This window comes from Arthrobacter sp. UYCu723 (genome assembly GCF_054059215.1).
On the sequence record NZ_JBSSBW010000001.1, the window covers coordinates 3,227,174 to 3,248,755 of the forward strand.

At 66.6% G+C, this 21,582-nt stretch carries 17 protein-coding genes and 2 tRNA genes; 13 read left to right on the forward strand and 6 right to left on the reverse strand.

Annotated features, from left to right (window positions below):
* Positions 1–101: 101 nt before the first annotated feature.
* The 3 genes from ACVWZ8_RS15180 to bcp form a co-directional block, all read right to left on the reverse strand.
* A complete protein-coding gene (locus tag ACVWZ8_RS15180; protein WP_426978500.1) occupies positions 102–779 on the reverse strand; it encodes a fasciclin domain-containing protein in 678 nt (225 codons plus the stop codon).
* A 236-nt stretch (positions 780–1,015) separates the two neighbouring features.
* Positions 1,016–1,097, reverse strand: a tRNA-Leu gene (locus tag ACVWZ8_RS15185).
* Between the two features lie 124 nt (positions 1,098–1,221).
* Positions 1,222–1,695: a thioredoxin-dependent thiol peroxidase gene (gene bcp, locus ACVWZ8_RS15190; RefSeq protein WP_426978499.1), complete on the reverse strand. Its 474-nt coding sequence runs from the start codon at positions 1,693–1,695 to the stop codon at positions 1,222–1,224.
* Between the two features lie 95 nt (positions 1,696–1,790).
* Here bcp and ACVWZ8_RS15195 point away from each other — a divergent pair, with 95 nt between their 5' ends.
* The gene (locus ACVWZ8_RS15195) at positions 1,791–2,273 is read left to right on the forward strand and encodes a MarR family winged helix-turn-helix transcriptional regulator (RefSeq protein WP_426979711.1); all 483 of its coding nucleotides are present in this window, start codon (positions 1,791–1,793) and stop codon (positions 2,271–2,273) included.
* Between the two features lie 166 nt (positions 2,274–2,439).
* Positions 2,440–2,580, forward strand: coding sequence for a hypothetical protein (locus ACVWZ8_RS15200; RefSeq protein ID WP_456505068.1), 141 nt, complete (start codon positions 2,440–2,442; stop codon positions 2,578–2,580).
* Between the two features lie 116 nt (positions 2,581–2,696).
* Here ACVWZ8_RS15200 and ACVWZ8_RS15205 read toward each other — a convergent pair.
* The 3 genes from ACVWZ8_RS15205 to ACVWZ8_RS15215 form a co-directional block, all read right to left on the reverse strand.
* Positions 2,697–2,772: transfer RNA gene (locus ACVWZ8_RS15205), tRNA-Lys, on the reverse strand.
* A 118-nt stretch (positions 2,773–2,890) separates the two neighbouring features.
* A complete protein-coding gene (locus ACVWZ8_RS15210) occupies positions 2,891–4,015 on the reverse strand; it encodes a PQQ-dependent sugar dehydrogenase (RefSeq protein WP_456505069.1) in 1,125 nt (374 codons plus the stop codon).
* Positions 4,016–4,175: 160 nt separating this feature from the next.
* Positions 4,176–5,138, reverse strand: a complete 963-nt coding sequence (locus ACVWZ8_RS15215) for a sunset domain-containing protein (RefSeq protein ID WP_426978496.1) — start codon at positions 5,136–5,138, stop codon at positions 4,176–4,178.
* Positions 5,139–5,241: 103 nt separating this feature from the next.
* Between ACVWZ8_RS15215 and ACVWZ8_RS15220 the strand changes: the two genes are divergently transcribed.
* The 11 genes from ACVWZ8_RS15220 (at position 5,242) to ACVWZ8_RS15270 (ending at position 21,522) form a co-directional block, all read left to right on the forward strand.
* Positions 5,242–6,180, forward strand: a complete 939-nt coding sequence (locus tag ACVWZ8_RS15220; RefSeq protein WP_426978495.1) for a LysR family transcriptional regulator — start codon at positions 5,242–5,244, stop codon at positions 6,178–6,180.
* 148 nt (positions 6,181–6,328) lie between these two features.
* Entirely contained in the window at positions 6,329–8,050 is a 1,722-nt protein-coding gene (gene ilvD / locus ACVWZ8_RS15225) for a dihydroxy-acid dehydratase (RefSeq protein ID WP_426978494.1), read from the forward strand.
* A 422-nt stretch (positions 8,051–8,472) separates the two neighbouring features.
* Entirely contained in the window at positions 8,473–10,374 is a 1,902-nt protein-coding gene (locus ACVWZ8_RS15230) for an acetolactate synthase large subunit (RefSeq protein ID WP_456505070.1), read from the forward strand.
* 2 nt (positions 10,375–10,376) lie between these two features.
* Entirely contained in the window at positions 10,377–10,889 is a 513-nt protein-coding gene (gene ilvN, locus ACVWZ8_RS15235; RefSeq protein ID WP_354239756.1) for an acetolactate synthase small subunit, read from the forward strand.
* A gap of 104 nt (positions 10,890–10,993) precedes the next feature.
* A complete protein-coding gene (gene ilvC, locus ACVWZ8_RS15240) occupies positions 10,994–12,019 on the forward strand; it encodes a ketol-acid reductoisomerase (protein WP_426978492.1) in 1,026 nt (341 codons plus the stop codon).
* Between the two features lie 130 nt (positions 12,020–12,149).
* Positions 12,150–13,745: a phosphoglycerate dehydrogenase gene (gene serA, locus ACVWZ8_RS15245; protein ID WP_456505071.1), complete on the forward strand. Its 1,596-nt coding sequence runs from the start codon at positions 12,150–12,152 to the stop codon at positions 13,743–13,745.
* A gap of 215 nt (positions 13,746–13,960) precedes the next feature.
* Entirely contained in the window at positions 13,961–16,750 is a 2,790-nt protein-coding gene (locus tag ACVWZ8_RS15250) for an FtsX-like permease family protein (RefSeq protein WP_456505072.1), read from the forward strand.
* Positions 16,747–17,514: an ABC transporter ATP-binding protein gene (locus ACVWZ8_RS15255; RefSeq protein ID WP_426978488.1), complete on the forward strand. Its 768-nt coding sequence runs from the start codon at positions 16,747–16,749 to the stop codon at positions 17,512–17,514. The genes ACVWZ8_RS15250 and ACVWZ8_RS15255 overlap by 4 nt, the downstream gene beginning before the upstream one ends.
* 9 nt (positions 17,515–17,523) lie before the next feature.
* A complete protein-coding gene (gene metG / locus ACVWZ8_RS15260) occupies positions 17,524–19,083 on the forward strand; it encodes a methionine--tRNA ligase (protein WP_426978486.1) in 1,560 nt (519 codons plus the stop codon).
* 158 nt (positions 19,084–19,241) lie between these two features.
* Positions 19,242–20,294, forward strand: coding sequence for a 3-isopropylmalate dehydrogenase (locus tag ACVWZ8_RS15265; protein ID WP_426978485.1), 1,053 nt, complete (start codon positions 19,242–19,244; stop codon positions 20,292–20,294).
* Between the two features lie 115 nt (positions 20,295–20,409).
* Positions 20,410–21,522, forward strand: a complete 1,113-nt coding sequence (locus ACVWZ8_RS15270) for a branched-chain amino acid aminotransferase (protein ID WP_426978484.1) — start codon at positions 20,410–20,412, stop codon at positions 21,520–21,522.
* Positions 21,523–21,582 lie beyond the last annotated feature (60 nt).

The following is a 21,582-nucleotide window of genomic DNA, read 5'->3' on the forward strand; positions in this document are numbered from 1 at the left end:
CCGGGCAAAGGCGAAGGCCCGCACCATCGGCGCGGGCCTTCGTTTCTCCTAGTTGGTCCAGGGAGTCAGGCTGGAACCGCAGCAGGAGCGCTTCGTGTTGCCTACTTGGGCATCAGGACGGAGTCGATCATGTAGACCGTGGCGTTGGCGGTCTTGACGCCGCCGCAGACCACGTTGGCGTCGTCAACCTTGAGTGCGTCCTTGGTGCCGGTGACCGTCACGGAACCGCCCTCAACAGTCTTGTGCGTGCCCACGATCTTGTCCGGGCTGATCTTGCCGGGAACCACGTGGTAGGTCAGGATCTTGCTCAGGAGGGCGTCGTCGGTCTTGAGAGTCTCGATGGTGGCGGCGTCGATCTTCTTGAACGCGTCATCCGTCGGGGCGAAGACCGTGAATTCGCTGCCGTTCAGGGTGTCTACCAGGTCCACCTTGGGGTTGAGCTTGCCGGAGACGGCGGCGGTCAGGGTGGTCAGGATCGGGTTGTTGGAAGCGGCGGTGGCTACCGGATCGAGGGCCATCCCGGATACCGAGCCGGCGCCGCTGGGAACCTGGGCGGCGTAGCCGGCACAGCCGGCACCGACGAGGTCGGCGGCCGGATCCATGGCGGCGGCGGAGGAGCTCTTGGACGGCGACGGCGCCATGCTGGAGGCCGACGGCGTGGAAGCCGGAGCCGACGAGCTGGGCGCCGTGCTGCTGGAACCGCCACAGGCAGTGAGGCTGAGCATGGCCGAAGCAGCGATACCTGCAACGGCGAAAGTCGTGCGCTTGATGGTCTGCATTTTTGGTTTCTCCTTTGTTGTGCCGATCGTTGCCTGCGGCGTACTTTGCCGCTCTGGCCCTTTTCCGACTGGTTGGGCACCGACCCGTGGTTGGTGTCTCAATGGGTATTCGCGGGGTCGGAGGAAACGGATGGGTGCAGTGTTGAAATTCTTTTTCGGACGGCGGACGGCAGCCTGATATCCGCTTTTAACAGAGAGAACCCCGGTCCGAAGACCGGGGTTCTCTCTGTGATCTGTGCGCAAGGGGGGATTTGAACCCCCACGCCCGAAGGCACAGGAACCTAAATCCTGCGTGTCTGCCAATTTCACCACTCGCGCGCGGCGCCGGCCGTTGCGGGTCAGTTGACCCTCGACGGCGGATGCCAAGGCTCCATCATACCGTTGACCGGCACAGTTCGCCGGTTGCCTTCACCTGCAGCGGACGTCCCGGGCCAGTGCCGGCTTAGGCGTCCACCTTCAAGTCCCGGCGGAGCTTGGCGACGTGCCCGGTGGCCCGGACGTTGTACTGCGCCACGACGACCCTGCCCTCCGGATCGACGACGACGGTGGACCGGATGAGCCCGTCGTAGGTGCGGCCGTAGTTCTTTTTCTCACCCCAGGCCGCGTAGGCCTCGGCCACGGCGTGGTCCTCGTCGGAGAGCAAGGGAAACGTCAGTCCCTCCGTTGCGGCGAACGTGGCGAGCTTGCCGACCGCGTCGGGGGAGATCCCCACCACGTCATAACCGGCCTGCTGCAGGGACGCCAGGGAGTCCCGGAAATCGCAGGCCTGCTTGGTGCACCCGGGAGTGGAAGCGGCCGGGTAGAAGTAGATCACCGTGCTGCGGCCCCGGAAGTCGCGCAGGCTGACATCCTCCCCGTCCGAATTTTTCAGCGTGAAGTCCGGTGCCGGGGTTCCGGGAATGAGTCGTTGAGGCAAGTTATTCTCCTTCGCAGGGTGCGGGTACACCAGCCTAATGAGCGTTCGTGCGGGCGGCGAATCCGCCGCTCGCTATACTCATTGATATGCCTGATATGGATCGCTGGCCCACTGGGCGCCTATTGTCCACGGCGGCACGCCTTGTTGAGCACTCCTGGAACGAAAAGTTGGGGGCCATCGGCCTGACGCACGCCGGGGTCATCGCCATTGAAGTGCTCTCCGTCAACGGACCCATGACGCAGGCCCAACTGGCCCAACTGGTTCGGGTTCAAGCTCAGACCATGGGGAAGACGCTGAGCCGATTGGAAACGCACGGCCACATTTCCCGGCAACGCAGCACTTCCGACCGACGCAGTCACGTCGTGTCCCTGACGGACCGGGGCCGCGAGGCTGTCGCCGAAGCCGCGGACATGGAGCGCGCCGTGCTGGCCGCCGCCTCGATTGACCCAGACGTACTGCGGCAGGAACTCCAAGCCGTCGTCAGAGAGCTGGCCACGCATATTTCCTCTCCAGAAGCCAAGGCCATCGTCACCGTCACGGAGCCCGGCATAGCCGTCGAGGCGACCCGGCTCAACTGAGTTCCCGATCCGCGGATGCGTCTATCCCGGAACCGGCCTCGCCTTCTTCAACGAATACCACCACATGGACCTACGACGCCGAAGACGCGCACCGCGCCGGTTCGTCGCCTTGGCGTTAGGCGTGTCCCTCACCCGCCCGCCCGCCGGCGGCACCTAGGCTCATGTCATGGACGCGAACCCTCCTGTGGAGCTGGAAGGGCAGACCTCGATAAACGAGCTGCTCGACGATCCCATCGGCACCGTCCCGGTCCAGCTGCCGCTGCCGATCCATTTCGCCTGGGAAGTGGCAGCCCGCCGCGTGTCCTAAAAGCCTGGGCAGCCAGGAATCCGTGACGCCAGCAACCAGTCACTCCTGACGAACCAAGGACACAACAAAAACCCCGTCCCGACGAGCTTTTCAGCCTGTCAGGACGGGGTTTTCTTTGGTGCACCCCCCGGGACTCGAACCCGGAACCCATTGATTAAGAGTCAATTGCTCTGCCAGTTGAGCTAGAGGTGCAGCTGTTGTTTTCGTTCATCGGGGGCTTTTTGTTTCCCTCGTTGTTCTCCGCAACGACATGAAACTCTACACGAGTTTGGACACACTGTGAAATCGGCGAGGGGTGCCACGGGTGGCCCTAGCCGGGGAGCTCCAAAATCAGTACAAAATCAGGGTTTTGGTTGTTGCTGAGCACCCACAGACGGCCGTCCGGAGCCAGTGAAACGTCCCGGATCCGCCCGTACGTCCGCGTGAAATAGCCCACAGGGTCGGCGGCGAACTCGCCGCGGAGAGGCACGGTCCAGACGCGCTGGCCGCGAAGGGCACCCATATACGCCGTATCCCCGACGATTTCGAGTCCGCTGGGGGAGGAGTCCGCCGTCGACGGCCACACGACCTTGGCGTCCAGGAAGCCGGCGCGGTGCGGGGCCCCGGTCACCTCCGGCCAGCCGTAGTTGCCGCCGGGCACAATCAGGTTGAGCTCGTCATCCACGTCGGGACCGAACTCGCTGGCCCACAGCCTGCCCGCACTGTCCCAGGCCAGGCCTTGGACGTTGCGGTGGCCGAAGCTGTAGACCGGGTTGTCGCCGAACGGGTTCCCCGGGGCGGGACGGCCTTCGGGAGTGATCCGCAGGATCTTCCCGCCCAGTGCCTTCGGATCCTGGGGCTGTTCGCGCCGTTGCGAATCGCCCGTCCCGACGTAGAGGTACCCGTCGGGTCCGAACCGGATCCTTCCGCCGTTGTGCGTCGACGCCTTCGGGATCCCGGTGAAGATGACCCCGGGGGCGCCGAGCTGCAGTTGGCCGTTGCCTTCGTCGACGCGGAGGCGGGCGATTCTGTTGTCCCCCGCGGCTGTGAAGTAGGCGTACAGGTAGCGATCGGCAGCGAAGTCCGGGGAGAGAGCCAGTCCCAGCAGCCCGCCTTCGCCGCCGGGCACGACGCCGGGCACCTTGCCCAGCGTTCCGGCCGGGCTGTCGCCGGCGGCGCCGGCGGTCCCGGAACCAGCACTGACCGTTCTGAGCAGGGCACTGTCACGTTCGGAAATGATGGCCGTGCCGTCGGGCAGGAAAACCGTGGACCACGGCACCTGGAGCCCAGCATTTATTCTGCCAGCGACCGTCGGCTGGCCGGCCGGAGCTGCTGCGGAACTGCTCGCGGCGGCGGGGCTGCCGCTTGCCGGCTGCGGGGAGCCCGCGGACGCGGTGCCCGGCGTTCCGCTGCCGCCCGGGGTGCATGCAGCCAGCAGGATCGTCGCCGCAGCCACCAATGCCGCCCTGGCGTGCCTGCCCGGACGGCGACTGCCCCGGAGGTGCCCGGGGTACGAGAAAAGGCGGGACACGGGTGTTTGCCCGCGTCCCGCCCCCGTGCCGTTCATCAGCTCTCCCAGTCCTGTGCGCCGGTGACCGCGGCCCGCCCGCCGGACCCTACTGCCGTGACCGGCGGGGCGGGCGGAAGCCGGCGGCTTCGGCATGGGCTGCGGACAGGAACCACACCTCCGCCCGGGTTTCTTCGAAGAAGGGGCTGGTCTCGTCGTGGTAGATCATCGAGGAAGCATTGCCCTTGACGGTGAAGCCAGCCGGACCGCTGCCGTCCGCCGCGGGTGCCGCCGATCCCTCCCCGTAGGGCTGATCCAGGGCGAGGTGCCCCGACGGCTCCGCGGAGTGGCTGGCGAATCCCTCAGAGGCGGCTGCCGACGACGCCGTCTGCTGCGTTTCAGCCTGCGCCTGCGGTTCCCGGGATGGGGCGGGCGCGGATGTGTCTCCTTCCTCCAGGAGACCAGCCTCGGCCGCGGCCGATTCCGCACCGGGAAGGGTAGGAGCATGCGTTTGGGTGTATTCGGGGTGATGCACGGGTGCGTTTTCCGCCGCGGCGGCATCCGCTCCTGTCGGCGTCATACGCTCTCCCTGGCCGGCGTGCGCTCCGGACAAGGGCTCGTGATGGACGGGGGCGTGCGGTTCGGCCGGCGGGGTCTCCGACCACTGGGTCTCCCACTCGGCCGGCGCGGTCCCGGCGGCTCCGCGGCCGCCGTCGGAAGTCTCCATGGCAGGCTCTTGGGCGGACGGCCTGGCCGCCGCGGAGTCCTGTGCGGTGGTAGGCGCCGCGGGCTCGGCGTTGCTGAATCCTGCAGCTGTCGGTATGCCGGTGGTGGCGGCCGCAACGGCCGACGCCGCGGCGCTTCCGCCGGACAGGGCGCCGTCGTGCGTGCCGTTGCCCTGGGGAGCCTGCGGTGACGCGTCGGCGCCTGGGCGGCCGGCCGTTCCCGCCCCCGCATTCGCGCCTGTCCCTGCATCCGAGGTGCCCGTGCCGCTACGGGAATTGCGGTTCAACAGCCACCAGACGATGGCGACAATCACCACGATGACGATGAGCCAGATAATCCAATCCATAGCAGAACCCTTCTGTCCAGGAGGCAAGGTTGCCGTTGCTTGACCGTACGTCTGCCTTAGGCGGCTGTCCACCCTCCCGGCACCCGGCCTGTAGCCTCTGTTCATGGATTTCAAGAGACTGCGGATTCTCCGGGAGCTCGCCGACCGCGGCACGGTTGGCGCCACTGCCGAGGCGATGAACGTGACGCCCTCGGCCGTCTCCCAGCAGCTCAAGACCCTGCAGGAGGAACTGGGGGTGGTCCTCGTGGAGAAGTCCGGCAGGGGAGTGCGCCTGACCGAGGCGGGGCTGGCCATGGCCTCGGCAGCGGCAGAGGTGTCCACTGCGATGGCGCGCGCGGAAGCCACCATCGACACCTACCGGCTGGGCTGGCAGACGCACGTCAAGGCCGCCTTCTTCCCGAGTGCCGCGGAGATGTTCCTGCCGGGGCTGTTGCACCGGGTCAAGGCGATCGACGGGCTCCGCTTCGAGGCCCACTTCGAGGACCCGAACGTCGCCGGATTCGCGGGGCTGACGGCGGACTACGACATCGTCCTGGCCCACAGCGTCGACGGCCCGGACGTCTTTGCCCGGCTGGGACTTGTTGTGGAGCCTTTGCTGGACGAGCCGCTGGACGTCGCCATGCCGGCAGGCCATGTCCTCGCCGGCAAGGACACGCTGTGCGCGCAGGATGTCATCGGACATCCCTGGATGGGAGTGCCCAACGGCTTCCCGTTCGATACCGTGCTGCGGCAGATCGAGGTGCAGGCGGATTCACCGGCCGTCCGCGCCCAGCTCTACCCCGATCTCCGCGTGCTGGAGGCCCTCGTCAGCGCGGGGCACGGATTGAGCCTGCTGCCGCGCTACACGGCGTTGAAGAACCAGGGCAAGGGCTTCGTCCTGCGGCCGCTGGCCGGGGTCAAGGCCAGCCGCAGCATCGTCGCCCTGGCGCGCCCCGACGTCGCGGCCCGGACCACCATCCAGCAGGTGCTGTCCCTGCTCAAAGCCGAGGCACAGGCCGTTGCCGAGGCCCCGGAACTGCGTGACGCTGCCCACCTCAACTGACCTTGCCCACCTCAACTGACGCGGAGCAAAGTACTGATTCCATCAGGTGAGACGAGAGTCCACTATTTGATCGAAATATTCCCGGTTTTCCGCTTAATCCGCCTGTTCAGGTCGTTGCCGTCCTCGGGGGAGCCCTAGACTTTGAGCCATGAGTGAGGACACCCAAACAGCAACAGACGCCAAACCTGACATCAAACCCCGTAGCCGGGTGGTCACCGACGGTATCCACGCCGCGCCCTCGCGTGGCATGTTACGGGCGGTCGGCATGGGCGACGACGACTTCGCAAAGCCGCAGATCGGCGTCGCCAGTTCCTGGAATGAAATCACTCCCTGCAACCTGTCCCTGAACCGGCTGGCCCAGGGCGCCAAGGAAGGCGTCCACGCAGGCGGCGGGTTCCCGATGCAGTTCGGCACCATCTCCGTCTCCGACGGCATCTCCATGGGCCACGAAGGCATGCACTTCTCCCTCGTGTCCCGCGAAGTGATCGCCGACTCCGTGGAAACCGTCATGCAGGCCGAGCGCATCGACGGCTCGGTCCTGCTGGCCGGCTGTGACAAGTCCCTGCCCGGCATGCTCATGGCCGCCGCCCGCCTGGACCTGGCCAGCGTTTTCCTCTACGCCGGGTCCATCATGCCGGGCTGGGTCAAGCTTGAGGACGGCTCCGAAAAGGAAGTCACCCTCATTGACGCTTTCGAGGCCGTGGGTGCCTGCGCCGCCGGCAAGATGAGCCTCGGGGACCTGGAACGCATCGAAAAGGCCATATGTCCCGGCGAAGGCGCCTGCGGCGGTATGTACACGGCCAACACTATGGCCTGCATCGGCGAGGCACTGGGCATGTCCCTGCCCGGCTCCGCAGCTCCGCCCTCCGCGGACCGCCGCCGCGATGCCTTTGCGCACAAGTCCGGCGAAGCCGTGGTCAACCTCCTGCGCCTGGGCATCACCGCGCGCGACATCATGACCAAGAAGGCCTTCGAGAACGCGATCGCCGTCACCATGGCCTTCGGCGGCTCCACCAACGCCGTGCTGCACCTGCTGGCCATCGCCCGCGAAGCCGAAGTCGAGCTCAACCTCGAGGACTTCAACCGCATCGGCGACAAGATCCCGCACCTCGGCGACCTCAAGCCCTTCGGCCGCTACGTCATGACGGACGTGGACAAGATCGGCGGCGTGCCGGTCATCATGCGAGCACTGCTCGACGCCGGGCTGCTGCACGGCGACTGCCTCACCGTCACCGGCAAGACCGTTGCCGAGAACCTCGCCGCGATCAACCCGCCGGACCTGGACGGCAAGATCCTGCGCGCCCTGGACAACCCGATCCACAAGACCGGTGGCATCACTATCCTGCACGGGTCCATGGCCCCCGAGGGTGCCGTGGTCAAGAGCGCCGGCTTCGACGCCGACGTCTTTGAGGGCACCGCGCGCGTGTTCGAACGCGAACAGGGCGCCCTGGATGCCCTGGACAAGGGCGGGATCAAGGCGGGCGACGTCGTCGTCATCCGCTACGAAGGCCCCAAGGGCGGCCCCGGCATGCGCGAGATGCTCGCCATCACCGGCGCCATCAAGGGCGCCGGCCTCGGCAAGGACGTCCTGCTGCTGACCGACGGCCGCTTCTCCGGCGGCACAACCGGCCTGTGCATCGGCCACGTGGCACCGGAAGCGGCCGACGGCGGCCCCATCGCCTTCGTCAAGGACGGCGACAAGATCCGCGTGGACATCGCTGCCCGCACCTTCGACCTCCTGGTCGACGAGGCGGAGCTCGAAGGCCGCAAGATCGGCTGGGAGCCGCTCCCGGCCAAGTTCACCAAGGGTGTCCTCGCCAAGTACGCCAAGCTCGTCCACAGCGCCTCCACCGGCGCGTATTGCGGGTAGCGGGTGATTCCTACCCTGGCGATGCGGCGCGGCCGCCGCATCGCCAGGGGCCCTCGGAATCTCCCTTATTAAGCCCTGCCGCCAGTGCGGCAGGGTGACCAGAGGAAACGAAAGAGGGCCAGTACGTGGACAGTGTTGTCCAGATAGTGAGACGGGAGCGGGGCTCGTTGACACCCGTCTCACTAAGAGGGAAAACTGGGGGCATGATCGAGATCGTTACCGCCGGCCTAGTCGTCGTCCTTGCCAAGCGCGTGGCTCAATAGCCGCAACTGGTAACGAACCGTCACGCGCAACCCCTCGAAGAGCCGTCAGGCTGAGGGGTTTTTTTATTTCCGCACCACCTGCATCACCCGCACCAGAGATTTCCCGCAGTTCCACGATCAGAGATGATCACCACAGCAGATCCCCAAAGGAAGAGTCCGATGAGCAAAGGATCGCCGATCAGCCCCTCGCTGATGGCCACGAAGTCCGCTGGAGCCCCCAAGGCTCCGGACCGCGTCGAACGTCCGGCTGATGCCGGCGTCGACACTGCTGCTGCCGTCTCTCCTGTCCTCGGGCCGAACAACGTCGTACCCCCGACGGTGATGACCGGCTCACAAGCAATTGTCCGCTCGCTCGAAGAACTCGGCGTCGACGATATTTTTGGTTTGCCCGGTGGCGCGATCCTGCCCACCTATGACCCCTTGATGGCTTCCCGAATGAACCACATTCTGGTCCGTCATGAACAGGGAGCCGGCCACGCCGCGCAAGGCTACGCCATGGTCACCGGACGGGTCGGCGTCTGCATCGCCACCTCGGGCCCGGGTGCCACAAACCTCGTTACCGCCATCATGGATGCCCACATGGACTCCGTGCCGCTCGTTGCCATCACCGGCCAGGTGTCCAGCGCCGTGATCGGCACGGATGCCTTCCAGGAAGCGGACATCGTGGGCATCACCATGCCGATCACGAAGCACTCCTTCCTGGTCACCAACGCCCAGGATATTCCGCATGTCATGGCCGAGGCCTTCCACCTCGCGTCCTCGGGCCGCCCCGGCCCGGTGCTGGTGGACATCGCCAAGGATGCCCAGCAGGGACAGATGACGTTCTCCTGGCCGCCAAAAATCGATCTGCCGGGATACCGGCCGGTCACCCGCGGCCACAACAAGCAGGTCCGCGAAGCCGCCAAGCTCATTGCCGCAGCCAGCAAGCCGGTCCTGTACGTCGGCGGCGGTGTGGTCAAGGCGCACGCCTCCGCCGAGCTCCGCGAGCTGGCCGAACTGACAGGCGCGCCTGTGGTCACCACTCTGACAGCACGTGGCGCATTCCCGGATTCGCATCACCAGCACGTCGGCATGCCCGGCATGCACGGCACGGTGTCCGCGGTGACGGCGCTGCAGCAGTCCGACCTGCTCATCACCCTGGGAGCACGCTTCGATGACCGGGTGACGGGCATCCTGAAATCCTTCGCGCCGAACGCCAAGGTCATCCACGCGGACATCGATCCGGCGGAAATCTCCAAGAACCGCGCGGCCGACGTTCCGATCGTCGGCTCGGTCAAGGAGATCATTCCGGAGCTCACCGAGGCGGTCCGCGCCCAGTTCGAGATTTCCGGTACGCCGGACCTCACCAACTGGTGGGCCTTCCTGAACAACCTCAAGGAGACCTACCCGCTCGGCTGGACCGAACCGGAGGACGGCCTCAGCGCCCCGCAGCGCGTGATCGAACGCATCGGTGCGCTCACCGGTCCGGAAGGAATCTACGTCGCGGGCGTCGGCCAGCACCAGATGTGGGCCGCCCAGTTCATCAAATACGAGCGCCCGCACGCCTGGCTGAACTCCGGCGGGGCCGGCACCATGGGCTACGCCGTGCCGGCCGCCATGGGCGCCAAGGTGGGCGAACCGGACCGCGTGGTCTGGGCGATCGACGGCGACGGCTGTTTCCAGATGACCAACCAGGAACTGGCCACCTGCGCGATCAACAAGATCCCGATCAAGGTGGCCATCATCAACAACTCCTCGCTGGGCATGGTGCGGCAGTGGCAGACCCTCTTCTATGAGGGCCGCTATTCCAACACCGACCTCAACACCGGCCACGACACCGTCCGGATCCCGGACTTCGTCAAGCTCGCCGACGCCTACGGCTGCGCCGCGTTCCGCTGCGAACGCGACGAGGACATCGACGCCACGATCCAGCAGGCCCTGGCGATCAACGACCGCCCCGTGGTCATCGATTTCGTCGTGAGCCCCAACTCCATGGTGTGGCCGATGGTCCCCGCCGGAGTCAGCAATGACCAGATCCAGGTTGCCCGCAACATGACCCCGGAATGGGAAGAGGAGGACTGAACATGACCCGCCACACACTGTCCGTTCTGGTCGAAGACAAGCCCGGTGTACTGACCCGCGTCGCCAGCCTCTTCGCCCGCCGTGCCTTCAACATCAATTCCCTGGCCGTCGGCCCGACGGAGGTCCCCGGCATGTCCCGGATGACCGTCGTCGTCGACGCCGACGGCGAGCTGATCGAACAGGTCACCAAGCAGCTGAACAAGCTGGTCAACGTGCTCAAAATCGTTGAGCTCACCCCAGAAACTTCCGTACAGCGCGACCACATCCTGGTCAAGGTACGTGCGGATGCCGCAACACGTCTGCAGGTCACCCAGGCTGCAGACCTGTTCCGCGCTTCAGTGGTCGACGTCTCCACAGAGTCGGTAGTCATTGAGGCAACGGGCCACCCCGACAAGCTCAGGGCACTCCTTTCAGTGCTCGAGCCGTTCGGCATCCGCGAAATCGTGCAGTCCGGCACCCTGGCCGTCGGGCGGGGATCCCGCTCCATGAGTGACAGGGCCCTGCGCAGCGCGTAGGGCCGCGTAAGCACCACGAGCACCGCAGATATTCACCGCACACGAGCACCACAGACAAGCCAACACAAGCCAACACAAGAATCCACTTAAAAGGAGACACCCCAGTGACTGAAATGTTTTACGACGACGACGCCGACCTGTCGATCATCCAGGGCCGCACCGTCGCCGTTATCGGTTACGGCTCCCAGGGCCACGCCCACGCCCTCAGCCTGCGCGATTCCGGTGTTGACGTCCGCGTCGGCCTCAAGGACGGCTCCAAGTCCCGCGCCAAGGCCGAGGCCGAGGGCCTGCGCGTCCTGAACGTCGCCGACGCCGTTGCCGAAGCCGACCTCATCATGGTCCTCACCCCGGACCAGGTCCAGCGCCACGTCTACGCCGAGGACATCGCCCCGAACCTGCAGCCCGGCGACGCGCTGTTCTTCGGACACGGCTTCAACATCCGCTACGGCTACATCAAGCCCCCGGCCGACGTGGACGTCGCCCTCGTTGCCCCCAAGGGCCCGGGCCACATCGTACGCCGCGAGTTTGAAGCCGGCCGCGGTGTGCCGGACCTGATCGCCGTCGAGCAGAACCCGTCCGGCAAGGCCAAGGAACTGGCCCTGTCCTACGCCAAGGCGATCGGCGGCACCCGCGCGGGTGTCATCGAGACCACCTTCACCGAAGAGACCGAAACCGACCTCTTCGGCGAGCAGGCAGTCCTGTGCGGCGGCGCCTCGCAGTTGATCCAGTACGGCTTCGAGACCCTCACCGAGGCCGGCTACAAGCCCGAGGTCGCCTACTTCGAGGTGCTGCACGAGCTCAAGCTCATTGTGGACCTCATGGTTGAAGGCGGCATCGCCAAGCAGCGCTGGAGCGTCTCGGACACCGCCGAGTACGGTGACTACGTCTCCGGCCCGCGCGTCATCACCCCGGAGGTGAAGGAAAACATGAAGGCTGTCCTCAAGGACATCCAGGACGGCACCTTCGCCAAGCGCTTCATCGACGACCAGGACGCCGGGGCCCCCGAGTTCAAGGCCCTGCGCAAGAAGGGCGAAGACCACCCGATCGAGGCCACCGGCCGCGAACTGCGCAAGCTGTTCTCCTGGATCAAGAACGAAGACGACTACACCGAAGGCTCGGTAGCCCGCTAGGCACCGACCGGCAGGGGAGCCGGACACCATTGACTGGGGTCCGGCTTTCCTGCGTTCCAGCAGCACCTTTTGCACCAGACGTTTCACCAAAATCCCCACCTGAAATACAAGAGAGCTAAAGAGGTCACCGGTGACAAGCACCAAACCTGTAGTACTCCTCGCTGAGGAACTTTCGCCCGCCACAGTCGAGGCCCTCGGCCCGGACTTCGAAATCCGGCAGACCGACGGCGCCGACCGTTCCCAGCTGCTCTCTGCGATCGCCGACGTCGACGCGATCCTCGTCCGCTCCGCCACCCAGCTCGACGCCGAGGCGATCGCCGCCGCGAAGAACCTGAAGGTCATCGCCCGCGCCGGCGTGGGCCTGGACAACGTGGACATCAAAGCCGCCACCCTGGCCGGGGTCATGGTGGTCAACGCGCCCACCTCGAACATCGTCTCCGCCGCCGAACTCACCGTCGGCCACATCCTGAGCCTCGCACGGCACATTCCGCAGGCCAGCGCCGCGCTCAAGGACGGTGAGTGGAAGCGCTCCAAGTACACCGGCATCGAACTGTTCGAGAAGAAGATCGGCATCATCGGCCTCGGCCGGATCGGCGCCCTTGTCGCGGCCCGCCTGAAGGGCTTCGACACCAAGATCCTCGCGTATGACCCCTACATCACCTCCGCCCGGGCCGCCCAGCTCGGCGTGCAGCTGGTGACCCTGGACGAGCTCCTCGCGCAGTCCGACTTCATCACCATCCACATGCCCAAGACGCCGGAAACCGTCGGCATGCTCGGCGCCGACGCCTTCAAGAAAATGAAGAGCACCGCCTACGTCGTCAACGTCGCCCGCGGCGGCCTGGTGGACGAAGAGGCTCTGTACGCGGCGCTGGAGTCGGGCGAGATCGCCGGGGCCGCCGTCGACGTCTTCGTCAAGGAGCCCAGCACGGACCTGCCGTTCTTCAAGCTCGACAACGTGGTGGTGACCCCGCACCTGGGCGCCTCCACCGACGAGGCCCAGGAGAAGGCCGGCGTGTCCGTCGCGAAATCCGTCCGCCTGGCCCTCGCCGGCGAGCTGGTGCCCGACGCCGTCAACGTCGCCGGCGGCGTCATCGACGAGGACGTCCGCCCCGGCATCGCGCTGATCGAGAAGCTGGGCCGCATCTTCACAGCGCTGACCCACGCCTCGCTCACGCAGTTCGACGTCGAGGTGGCCGGCGAAATCTCCTCCCTCGACGTCAAGGTGCTGGAGCTGGCGGCCCTCAAGGGCATCTTCGCCGACGTCGTGACCGAGCACGTCTCCTACGTCAACGCCCCCGTGATCGCCGAGCAGCGCGGCATCAACGTCCGCCTCATCACGACGCCGGACACGGAGTCCTACCGCAACGTCCTGACCCTGCGCGGAGCGCTCAGTGACGGCAGCCAGATCTCGGTAGCCGGGACGCTGACGGGGCCCAAGCAGGTGCAGAAGCTCGTGGGCGTCAACGGCTATGAGGTGGAGATCCCGATCAGCGAGCACCTCGTGGTGGTCGCGTACTCGGACCGCCCCGGCGTGATCGGCACCATCGGGCACATCCTGGGCATGAACAACATCAACATCGCCGGCATGCAGGTGGCGCGCCAGGCGGAGGGCGGCCAGGTGCTGGCCCTGCTGACCATTGACACCGCCGTTCCGCAGCAGGTCCTTGACGCGATCAAGGCCGGAATCGGCGCGGACATGGTCCGCGAGGTCGACCTCGAGGACTGACACCCCCTCTGACACCCCCTCAGCGGGCGCCGGCGGCGGGCAGATCGCTTCCGGCGTCCGCGAAGGAGCGGCCGGTCTGCGTACAATGGCTAGGTCCGAATTTCGGATCCGGCCGGCAGCCCGGCCTTTACTTTTGCACACCCGGCAGGGGACGCCTTCACTTCCGCACGGAATGAATTACGGTGTGCGCACGCAATCCAGCTTTCAGGAGCCCAATGAACGCCGTCCAAAGGTTCATCAGAAGCAGAGTGCTTCTGCTGACCGCGTCCATTTTGATCGTGGCCATGTGCCTTTCGGTCCTCGTCCAGGGGCAGTCGCAGGCTGCGCTGAACCGGACCGTTGACCAGAACTCCCGGGGGCTCTACGACGTGCTCGTCCAGGCGAAGGCCGACGACAACGGCGGCCTGATGCAGCCGGAGATCGCCACCGGCCAGGGCGGCGTCAGCTTCGAGCAGCTGGATTCCATCCGGAAAGTCTCCGGCACCTCCGTGGCTGCCCCGATCAGCCTCGTCTCCCGGGTCACCCAGAACCTGGAAGCCCCGCGGCTGGAAGCCACCGACTACCTGGGCTTCAACGCCGGACTGGCCGGCACCGCCGGAGATCCGAGCGCCACCGACCCGAGCAAGTGGCCGGCCGCCGAGTCCGTCCTGTCCGATGCGCCCAAGAAGTACCGCCTCACGGCCAGCGCCGTCAGCTCGGACGGACACTCCGACCAGACCCTGTTCAAGACGATGGCCGAGGGCTCACTCGGCAAGGCCAAGCTCATCGAAGAGCAGGTAGCCGGCGGCAAGAACGTCCGCATCGCCGGCCCGGCGGGGGAGACCGGCATCAAGTTCCCAGCCCCGGCCGGGGGCTCGGAGCACAACCTCTTCAACCTCTCCGTCGCGCTGCCGCAGGCGCCCCAGGTGAGCGAATCCGTCGTCGCCGTCGACCCCGTCTCGGAACGCGCCCTGCTCGGCACGGCAGGTGACTTCCTGGCCCCGCTGGAGAAGGCACCGCCCGCAGACGCCCGCAACGCCGGCGCGATCGGGCGCCACTTCGAAAGCCTTTTCACCAGCGGCATCGGCATGGACGAACTGAAGGAAGGCCCGGACTTCCTCGGCGTCAAGCTCAAGTACTGGGCCCCGCTGATGTCCCAGTACCAGCAGGCGAAGCGCATCGGACAACTGACCGCCGATTCGCAGGCCATCCCGCTGATCGTCCGCTCGGGCACCTCGCTTGATCTGAAGTACTCGGTCAAGATCGAGGAGATCGACGCGTCCGGGAAGGTCACCAAGGACGTCGGCACGGTCACCCGCTCGCTGGACAAGGACTACCTCCCGTTCGTCTCCAAGTCCCCGTTCTCCCTGGCATGGCCTGGTTCCAAGGACCTGTCGCAGCTCATGGGCGACACCGGTACCTTCAGCCAGGGCCTTTACAATCCGGCCACCTGGAGCACCAACTTCGCTTCCGCCCCCAAATACAAGGACGGGGAGACCGCCGGCAACGGTGCCGTGGACAAGAGCGCCACCCCCGGCGAGTGGGTCACCGTGAACCGCCTGCCGGAGAAGGCCGCCAACGGCGACGCCGTCGACCAGACGCAGCGCGAACCTGTTGACGAGCGCTCCTACCGGGACAACCTTGAAACCGGCAAGAAGCTGGCCACGCCGCTCGCCATGGTCTACGGGACCTTCGACGCCGGCCAGGTCAAGAATGCTGCCGGCGACGTCAACCGCCTCCCGCTCGGCGGCTATGATCCGACTCCCTTCACCCTGACGAAGGACGCGTCCGGCCAGGACGTCCCGAACACCGAACTCAAGCCCTCACTGAGCGCGACCGGACTGGCAAGCCAGTCCGCCGGTGCCATCACCGACTACTACGGCCTGGCCGCAGCCCGCGGCTTCGAACAGAACGCCAACGTGATCGATGCCGTGCGCGTCCGCGCCAAGGTGCCCGGCAGCTGGAAGCAGGCGCAGCCCGAGGTTGAAAAGCTCGCCAACGAGATCCGCGACATGGGCCTGCAGGCGACAGTCGTTGCCGGTTCCGCCCGCGAGGACGCCGGCATCTTCGTTCCCGGCTACTCCAAGGACGACGCCGGCAAGGAATCCCCGCTCGGCACGGTGCAACAGTCATGGGTCCGGCAGAACGCCGCTGACGCCGTGTCCGGATCGCTGACCGGGACAAACCTGACGTTGCTGTTCATCACACTCTGCGGCGCCGCGCTGCTGACCGGTGCCTCCACCGTCAGCTACGTGCGCAAACGCCGCAGCGAGGCCGGAACCTTGCGTGCCATGGGCTGGACCCAGCGCAAGATCCGCTCCTGGGTGCTGGCAGAATTCGGCGTCGGAGCGGGCCTGCTGGCCATCGCCGGAACTGTCCTCAGCCTGATCAGCTGGAACCTTGCAACAGCGATTGTCTCCGCCTCGGTCGTGGCGCTCTACGTGGGCGCTGCCTTCTTCGCGGCGCAGCAGCTGCGGCACCGTGAGGTCATCGACCAGGAACCGCAGCACGACGAACGCCTCATCGCCGTCGACTCGCCGCTCACGTTCGCCAACCGGCAGCTGAGCACCAACAAGTTCAACACCATCTCCCTGGCCGTCGCCGTCGGCGTCTTCGGGGCGGCGGTGGGCGGGCTGATCGCGCTGCTGATCGACATCCCCCGGGCGGCCGGCGCGAGTGCGCTCGGCGGGCTGGCCGCGGCCAGCATCGCGCTGCCGAGCATCATCCTGGGACTCTCGGGCGTGGCCGTGGGTCTGCTGTTGACGATGGTCACCGGCCGGTTCGAGCTGCAGGCCAAGCGCCAGTACCTCGGCACGCTGCAGGCGATGGGCTGGAACCCCGACATGCTCGGCCAGGTCCGGTTCTTCGAAAACGCCATGGTGGGTGCGGTTGCACTGCCGCTGGGTGTTGTCGGCGCCCTGGGCATCGGCCTGCTCCTCGCTCCCTATGCCGCGCTCTGGGCCGCCATCGCCGGGCTCGTGGCTGTACTCTGCTGGATTCCCATTGCAACGAAAGTGGTCCGATGAATAACGACCTGAACCTTGACCGGGCGGCTCATGACCGAATGACGGCGAGCACCCGTCGCGGGGCCCACAAGACCCGCGCCAACACCATCGTGAAGGCGACGGACCACGCCACGCCGCTGGAGCTGAGCAACATCACCATCCACTACGGCGGCGGCAAGGGCGGCGCGGAAGCGGTCAACGTGGTGGACGACTTCAACATGACGCTGCATGCCGGCGAGATGCACTGCATCGCCGGCCGCAGCGGCTCCGGCAAGACCAGCATCCTGACGGTCGGCGCGGGCCTGACCCTGCCGACGTCGGGCCGGGTGTTCTGGGAAGGCGACTCGCTCGAAAGCATGGGCGACGACGAAATCGCCGACCGCCGCCGGGCCCTGATCGGCTACGTCGACCAGGGCGGTGCCCTCATCGACGGGATGAGCGCCCTGGAGAACGTCCTGCTCCCGGCCGTTCCGGACGGCGAGGTGGACAAGCGCCGCGACATGGCCAAGGACCTTTTGGACCTCGTGGGACTGGGACGGCGCATGCGCCACCGCCCGGCCCAGCTGTCCGGCGGTGAGCGCCAGCGCGTGGCGATCGCCCGGGCTCTGATCCTCGGCACCCGGGTGCTCGTGGTGGACGAACCGACGGCCAGCCTGGACCGCTCCGCGGCCAACCGCATCATCAGCATCCTCAAGGACACCACCTCGGACGGCATCGCCGTCCTGGTCGCTTCACATGACCACGAACTGGTCCGCCAGAGCGATACCCTGACCGAACTGATCTAGGTTAAGCCCGTGACAACTTCTGAAAAGACCCCGTTCTACATCACAACGGCCATCTGTTACCCCAACGGCGTGCCGCACATCGGCCACGCCTATGAGGTCATCGCCACGGACGCGATGGCGCGCTTCAAGCGGCTGGACGGCTATGACGTCTTCTTCATGACGGGCACGGACGAGCACGGCCTCAAGATGCAGCAGACAGCGGAGAAGGAAGGCATCCCGGTCAAGGAGCTTGCCGACCGCAACTCGGCCGCGTTCCGCCAGATGAGCGATGACCTGGGCATCTCCCTGAGCCGCTTCATCCGCACCACCGATCCGGACCACTACGAGGCGGCCAAGGCTCTCTGGCAGCGGATGGAAGCCAACGGGGACATCTACCTGTCCAAGTACACCGGCTGGTACTCCGTCCGGGACGAGCGGTACTTCGTGGAGGACGAGACCGAGGTGCAGGCCGACGGCCTGCGCTACGCGCGCGAAACCGGCACCGAAGTCACCTGGACCGAAGAGGAAAGCTATTTCTTCAAGCTCTCTTCCTTCCAGGACAGGCTGCTGGCGCTCTATGCGGACCACCCCGGCTTCGGCGCGCCCCACAACCGCTTCAACGAGGTGGTCAGCTTCGTCAAGGGCGGCCTGGAGGACCTGTCCATCAGCCGCACCTCCCTTAAGTGGGGCGTCCCGGTCCCGGGCAACCCGGACCACGTCATGTATGTCTGGGTGGACGCGCTGACCAACTACCTGACCGGCGTCGGCTTCCCCGCCACCGAGTCCGAGGCCTTTAAGAAGTACTGGCCGGCCGACGTCCATGTGATCGGCAAGGACATCTCGCGCTTCCACGCGGTCTACTGGCCGGCCTTCCTGATGTCCGCCGGGCTGGAACTGCCCAAGCGCGTCATGATCCACGGCTTCCTGCACAACCAGGGCGTCAAGATGTCCAAATCGCTGGGCAACGTGGTGGCGCCCGCTGACTGGGTTGCGCAGTACGGCCTGGACCAGGTCCGCTTCTTCCTGCTCCGCGAGGTCCCCTTCGGCGCGGACGGCTCCTACAGCCACGATGGAATCGTGGGCCGGATGAACGCGGACCTGGCCAACAACTTCGGCAACCTGGCGCAGCGTTCGCTGTCCATGGTGGCCAAGAACTGCGACGGGCGCGTCCCCGTTCCGGCCGGGTTCACGGCCGAGGACGCCGCGCTGCTGGGCCAGGCCAACGGGCTGCTGGACATCTCGCGTGCCGCGTTCGAGAAGCAGGAGTTCAGCCGGGCGCTGGAAGCGATCTGGGGCGTCCTGGGCGACACCAACGCCTACTTCGCCGAGCAGGCGCCCTGGGTGCTGCGGAAGACCGACGTCGAACGCATGAACACGGTCCTCTACGTCACCCTCGAGGTGCTCCGGATCGTCGCGATCCTCGCCCAGCCGGTGATGCCGACTGCCGCCGCGGCCATCCTCGACACGCTCGGCCAGCCCGAGGGGGAGGCGCGCGAGTTCGCGGCCCTGACGGAACCGATCGTGGCGGGCACCGTGCTGCCCGCACCCGCCCCGGTCTTCCCCAAGTACGAGGAACCCGCCAAGGCCTGACTGCCTTGCAACCCGCCGAGGTGAGACTTCGCGCCCATGATTTTCGGGCAAACATGGGCGCGAAGTCTCACCTCGACGTCGTCTTAACGCGGGAACGCTGCGGTTCGAATAGTGAGACGACTTGACCAGCATGTGGATGTCTTGGCTACGCTGAAAACATGAGCGCATCCACGATTGATCTGGCCGTTATCCCCGGCGACGGCATTGGGCCCGAAGTCACGGCCGAAGCGTTGAAGGTCCTGGCGAAGGCGGCCGCCGCCGACGGGATCGTGCTGCGGCAGACCCACTACAAGCTCGGTGCCCAGCACTGGCTCGAGACGGGGGAGACGCTGCCGGAGGAGACCCTCGCAGACCTCCGCACCCGCGACGCCATCCTCTTCGGCGCCGTCGGGGCGGCCCCGGGCGACACCCGGATCCCCTCCGGCATCATCGAGCGTGAGCTGCTGCTCAAGCTGCGTTTCAGCCTCGACCACTTCGTCAATCTGCGGCCTTCGCGCCTCTACCCCGGCGTCGCCAGCCCGCTCGCCAACCCTGGGGACATCGACTTCATCGTGGTCCGCGAAGGCACCGAAGGACCCTACGTGGGCAACGGCGGCACGCTGCGCGCCGGCACCCCGCACGAGGTCGCCACCGAGGTCTCGCTGAACACCGCCCACGGTGTGGAGCGCGTGGTCCGGGACGCCTTCCGCCGCGCCAACGACCGCCCCCGCAAGCACCTGACCCTCGTGCACAAGCACAACGTCCTGGTGTTCGCCGGCCACCTCTGGAAGCGCACAGTGGAAGCCGTGGCGCAGGAATTCCCCGAGGTCACCCACGACTACCTGCACGTCGACGCCGCCACGATCTTCATGGTGACGGACCCGGCACGCTTCGACGTGATCGTCACCGACAACCTCTTCGGCGACATCCTCACCGACCTCGCCGCCGCGGTGACCGGCGGGATCGGGCTGGCCGCCTCCGGCAACATCAACATGGAGCGCACCGCGCCGTCCATGTTCGAACCCGTGCACGGTTCCGCACCGGACATCGCGGGGCAGCAGAAGGCCGACCCCACCGCAGCCATCCTCTCCGCCGCGCTGCTGCTGGACCACCTCGGCCATGCCGGCGCGGCCCGGAAGATCGAGGCAGCAGTGGCCGCCGACGTCGCCAACCGCGACGGCGGCTTCCGCAGCACCAGCGCCGTCGGCGACGCCATCGCCGCAGCCCTGTAGGGACGCCCTTCGGGGCCCGCGTTCGGGCGTAAGCTTATTTCGAATCACCAACATTGCTGCCGTGGTCCGAGGATGAACCACGTTCACACGCCAGGCAGCCGACCGTGGAGGAACCATGACTCAGACTGCCCATGGCGTCGAATTCACCCAGCAGCTTTCGGCAACCCCGAAGTCCGCTGAAGAGCGTGCAGCCATCCTGGCGAACCCGGGTTTCGGCAACTATTTCACTGACCACACCGCGATCGTCGACTACAGCGTCGACCCCGAGGGCAAGGGCGGCTGGCACGGTGCTCGGGTTGAGCCCTACGGTCCGATCTCGCTGGACCCCTCCGCCGCGGTGCTGCACTACGGCCAGGAAATCTTCGAAGGCCTCAAGGCCTACCGCCACGCCGACGGTTCCATCTGGACCTTCCGCCCCGAAGCGAACGCCGCCCGGCTGAACAGGTCCGCCCGCCGGCTGGCCCTCCCCGAACTCCCCGAGGAGTACTTCCTGGCCGCCATCCGCGAGCTCGTCTCGGCGGACAAGGAATGGGTGCCCTCCGGCGACGGCGAGTCCCTGTACCTGCGGCCGTTCATGATCGCCACCGAGGCGTTCCTCGGCGTCCGGGCCGCCCGTGAGGTGTCCTTCCGCGTCATCGCTTCCCCGGCCGGCAACTACTTCGGCGGCGAGCTCAAGCCCGTCTCCATCTGGATCTCCCGCGAGTACGCCCGCGCCGGCCGCGGCGGAACCGGTGCCGCCAAGTGCGGGGGCAACTACGCCGCGTCACTCATCGCCCAGCAGGAAGCTGAAGCGCACGGCTGCAAGCAGGTCCTCTTCCTGGACCAGTTCAACGACAACGCCGTCGAGGAACTCGGCGGGATGAACGTCTTCTTCGTGATGAAGGACGGCTCGCTCGTCACCCCGGCGCTGAGCGGAACCATCCTTGAGGGCGTCACCCGGATGTCCGTGATGCAGGTGGCCAGGGATATGGGCCGCGAAGTCACGGAACGCAAGATCACCCTCGATGAATGGCGCGACGGCGTGGCATCCGGCGAGATCGCCGAAGTCTTCGCCTGCGGCACCGCCGCCGTCATCACGCCCATCGGCGTGCTCAAGGACACCACGGAGTTCATCGGCTCCGAGGACGCGACGGCGGGGGAGGCCACCATGGCCATCCGCGAGCAGCTCCTGGGCATCCAGACCGGCACCGTCGAGGACACCCACGGCTGGCTGACCCGCCTCGCCTAGCAGCGTCCGGTTCCATCAGCGTTCGACGGCGGCCTCCCACCTTTGGTGCGGGGCCGCCGT

Coding starts and splice junctions, on each gene's coding strand:
- ACVWZ8_RS15180 (WP_426978500.1), bottom strand. CDS start 779: ATGCAGACCATCAAGCGCACGACTTTCGCCGTTGCAGGTATCGCTGCT.
- ACVWZ8_RS15195 (WP_426979711.1), top strand. CDS start 1,791: ATGGATCGCTGGCCCACTGGGCGCCTATTGTCCACGGCGGCACGCCTT.
- ACVWZ8_RS15200 (WP_456505068.1), top strand. CDS start 2,440: ATGGACGCGAACCCTCCTGTGGAGCTGGAAGGGCAGACCTCGATAAAC.
- ACVWZ8_RS15215 (WP_426978496.1), bottom strand. CDS start 5,138: ATGGATTGGATTATCTGGCTCATCGTCATCGTGGTGATTGTCGCCATC.
- ACVWZ8_RS15220 (WP_426978495.1), top strand. CDS start 5,242: ATGGATTTCAAGAGACTGCGGATTCTCCGGGAGCTCGCCGACCGCGGC.
- ilvD (WP_426978494.1), top strand. CDS start 6,329: ATGAGTGAGGACACCCAAACAGCAACAGACGCCAAACCTGACATCAAA.
- ACVWZ8_RS15230 (WP_456505070.1), top strand. CDS start 8,473: ATGAGCAAAGGATCGCCGATCAGCCCCTCGCTGATGGCCACGAAGTCC.
- ilvN (WP_354239756.1), top strand. CDS start 10,377: ATGACCCGCCACACACTGTCCGTTCTGGTCGAAGACAAGCCCGGTGTA.
- ACVWZ8_RS15250 (WP_456505072.1), top strand. CDS start 13,961: ATGAACGCCGTCCAAAGGTTCATCAGAAGCAGAGTGCTTCTGCTGACC.
- ACVWZ8_RS15255 (WP_426978488.1), top strand. CDS start 16,747: ATGAATAACGACCTGAACCTTGACCGGGCGGCTCATGACCGAATGACG.
- ACVWZ8_RS15265 (WP_426978485.1), top strand. CDS start 19,242: ATGAGCGCATCCACGATTGATCTGGCCGTTATCCCCGGCGACGGCATT.
- ACVWZ8_RS15270 (WP_426978484.1), top strand. CDS start 20,410: ATGACTCAGACTGCCCATGGCGTCGAATTCACCCAGCAGCTTTCGGCA.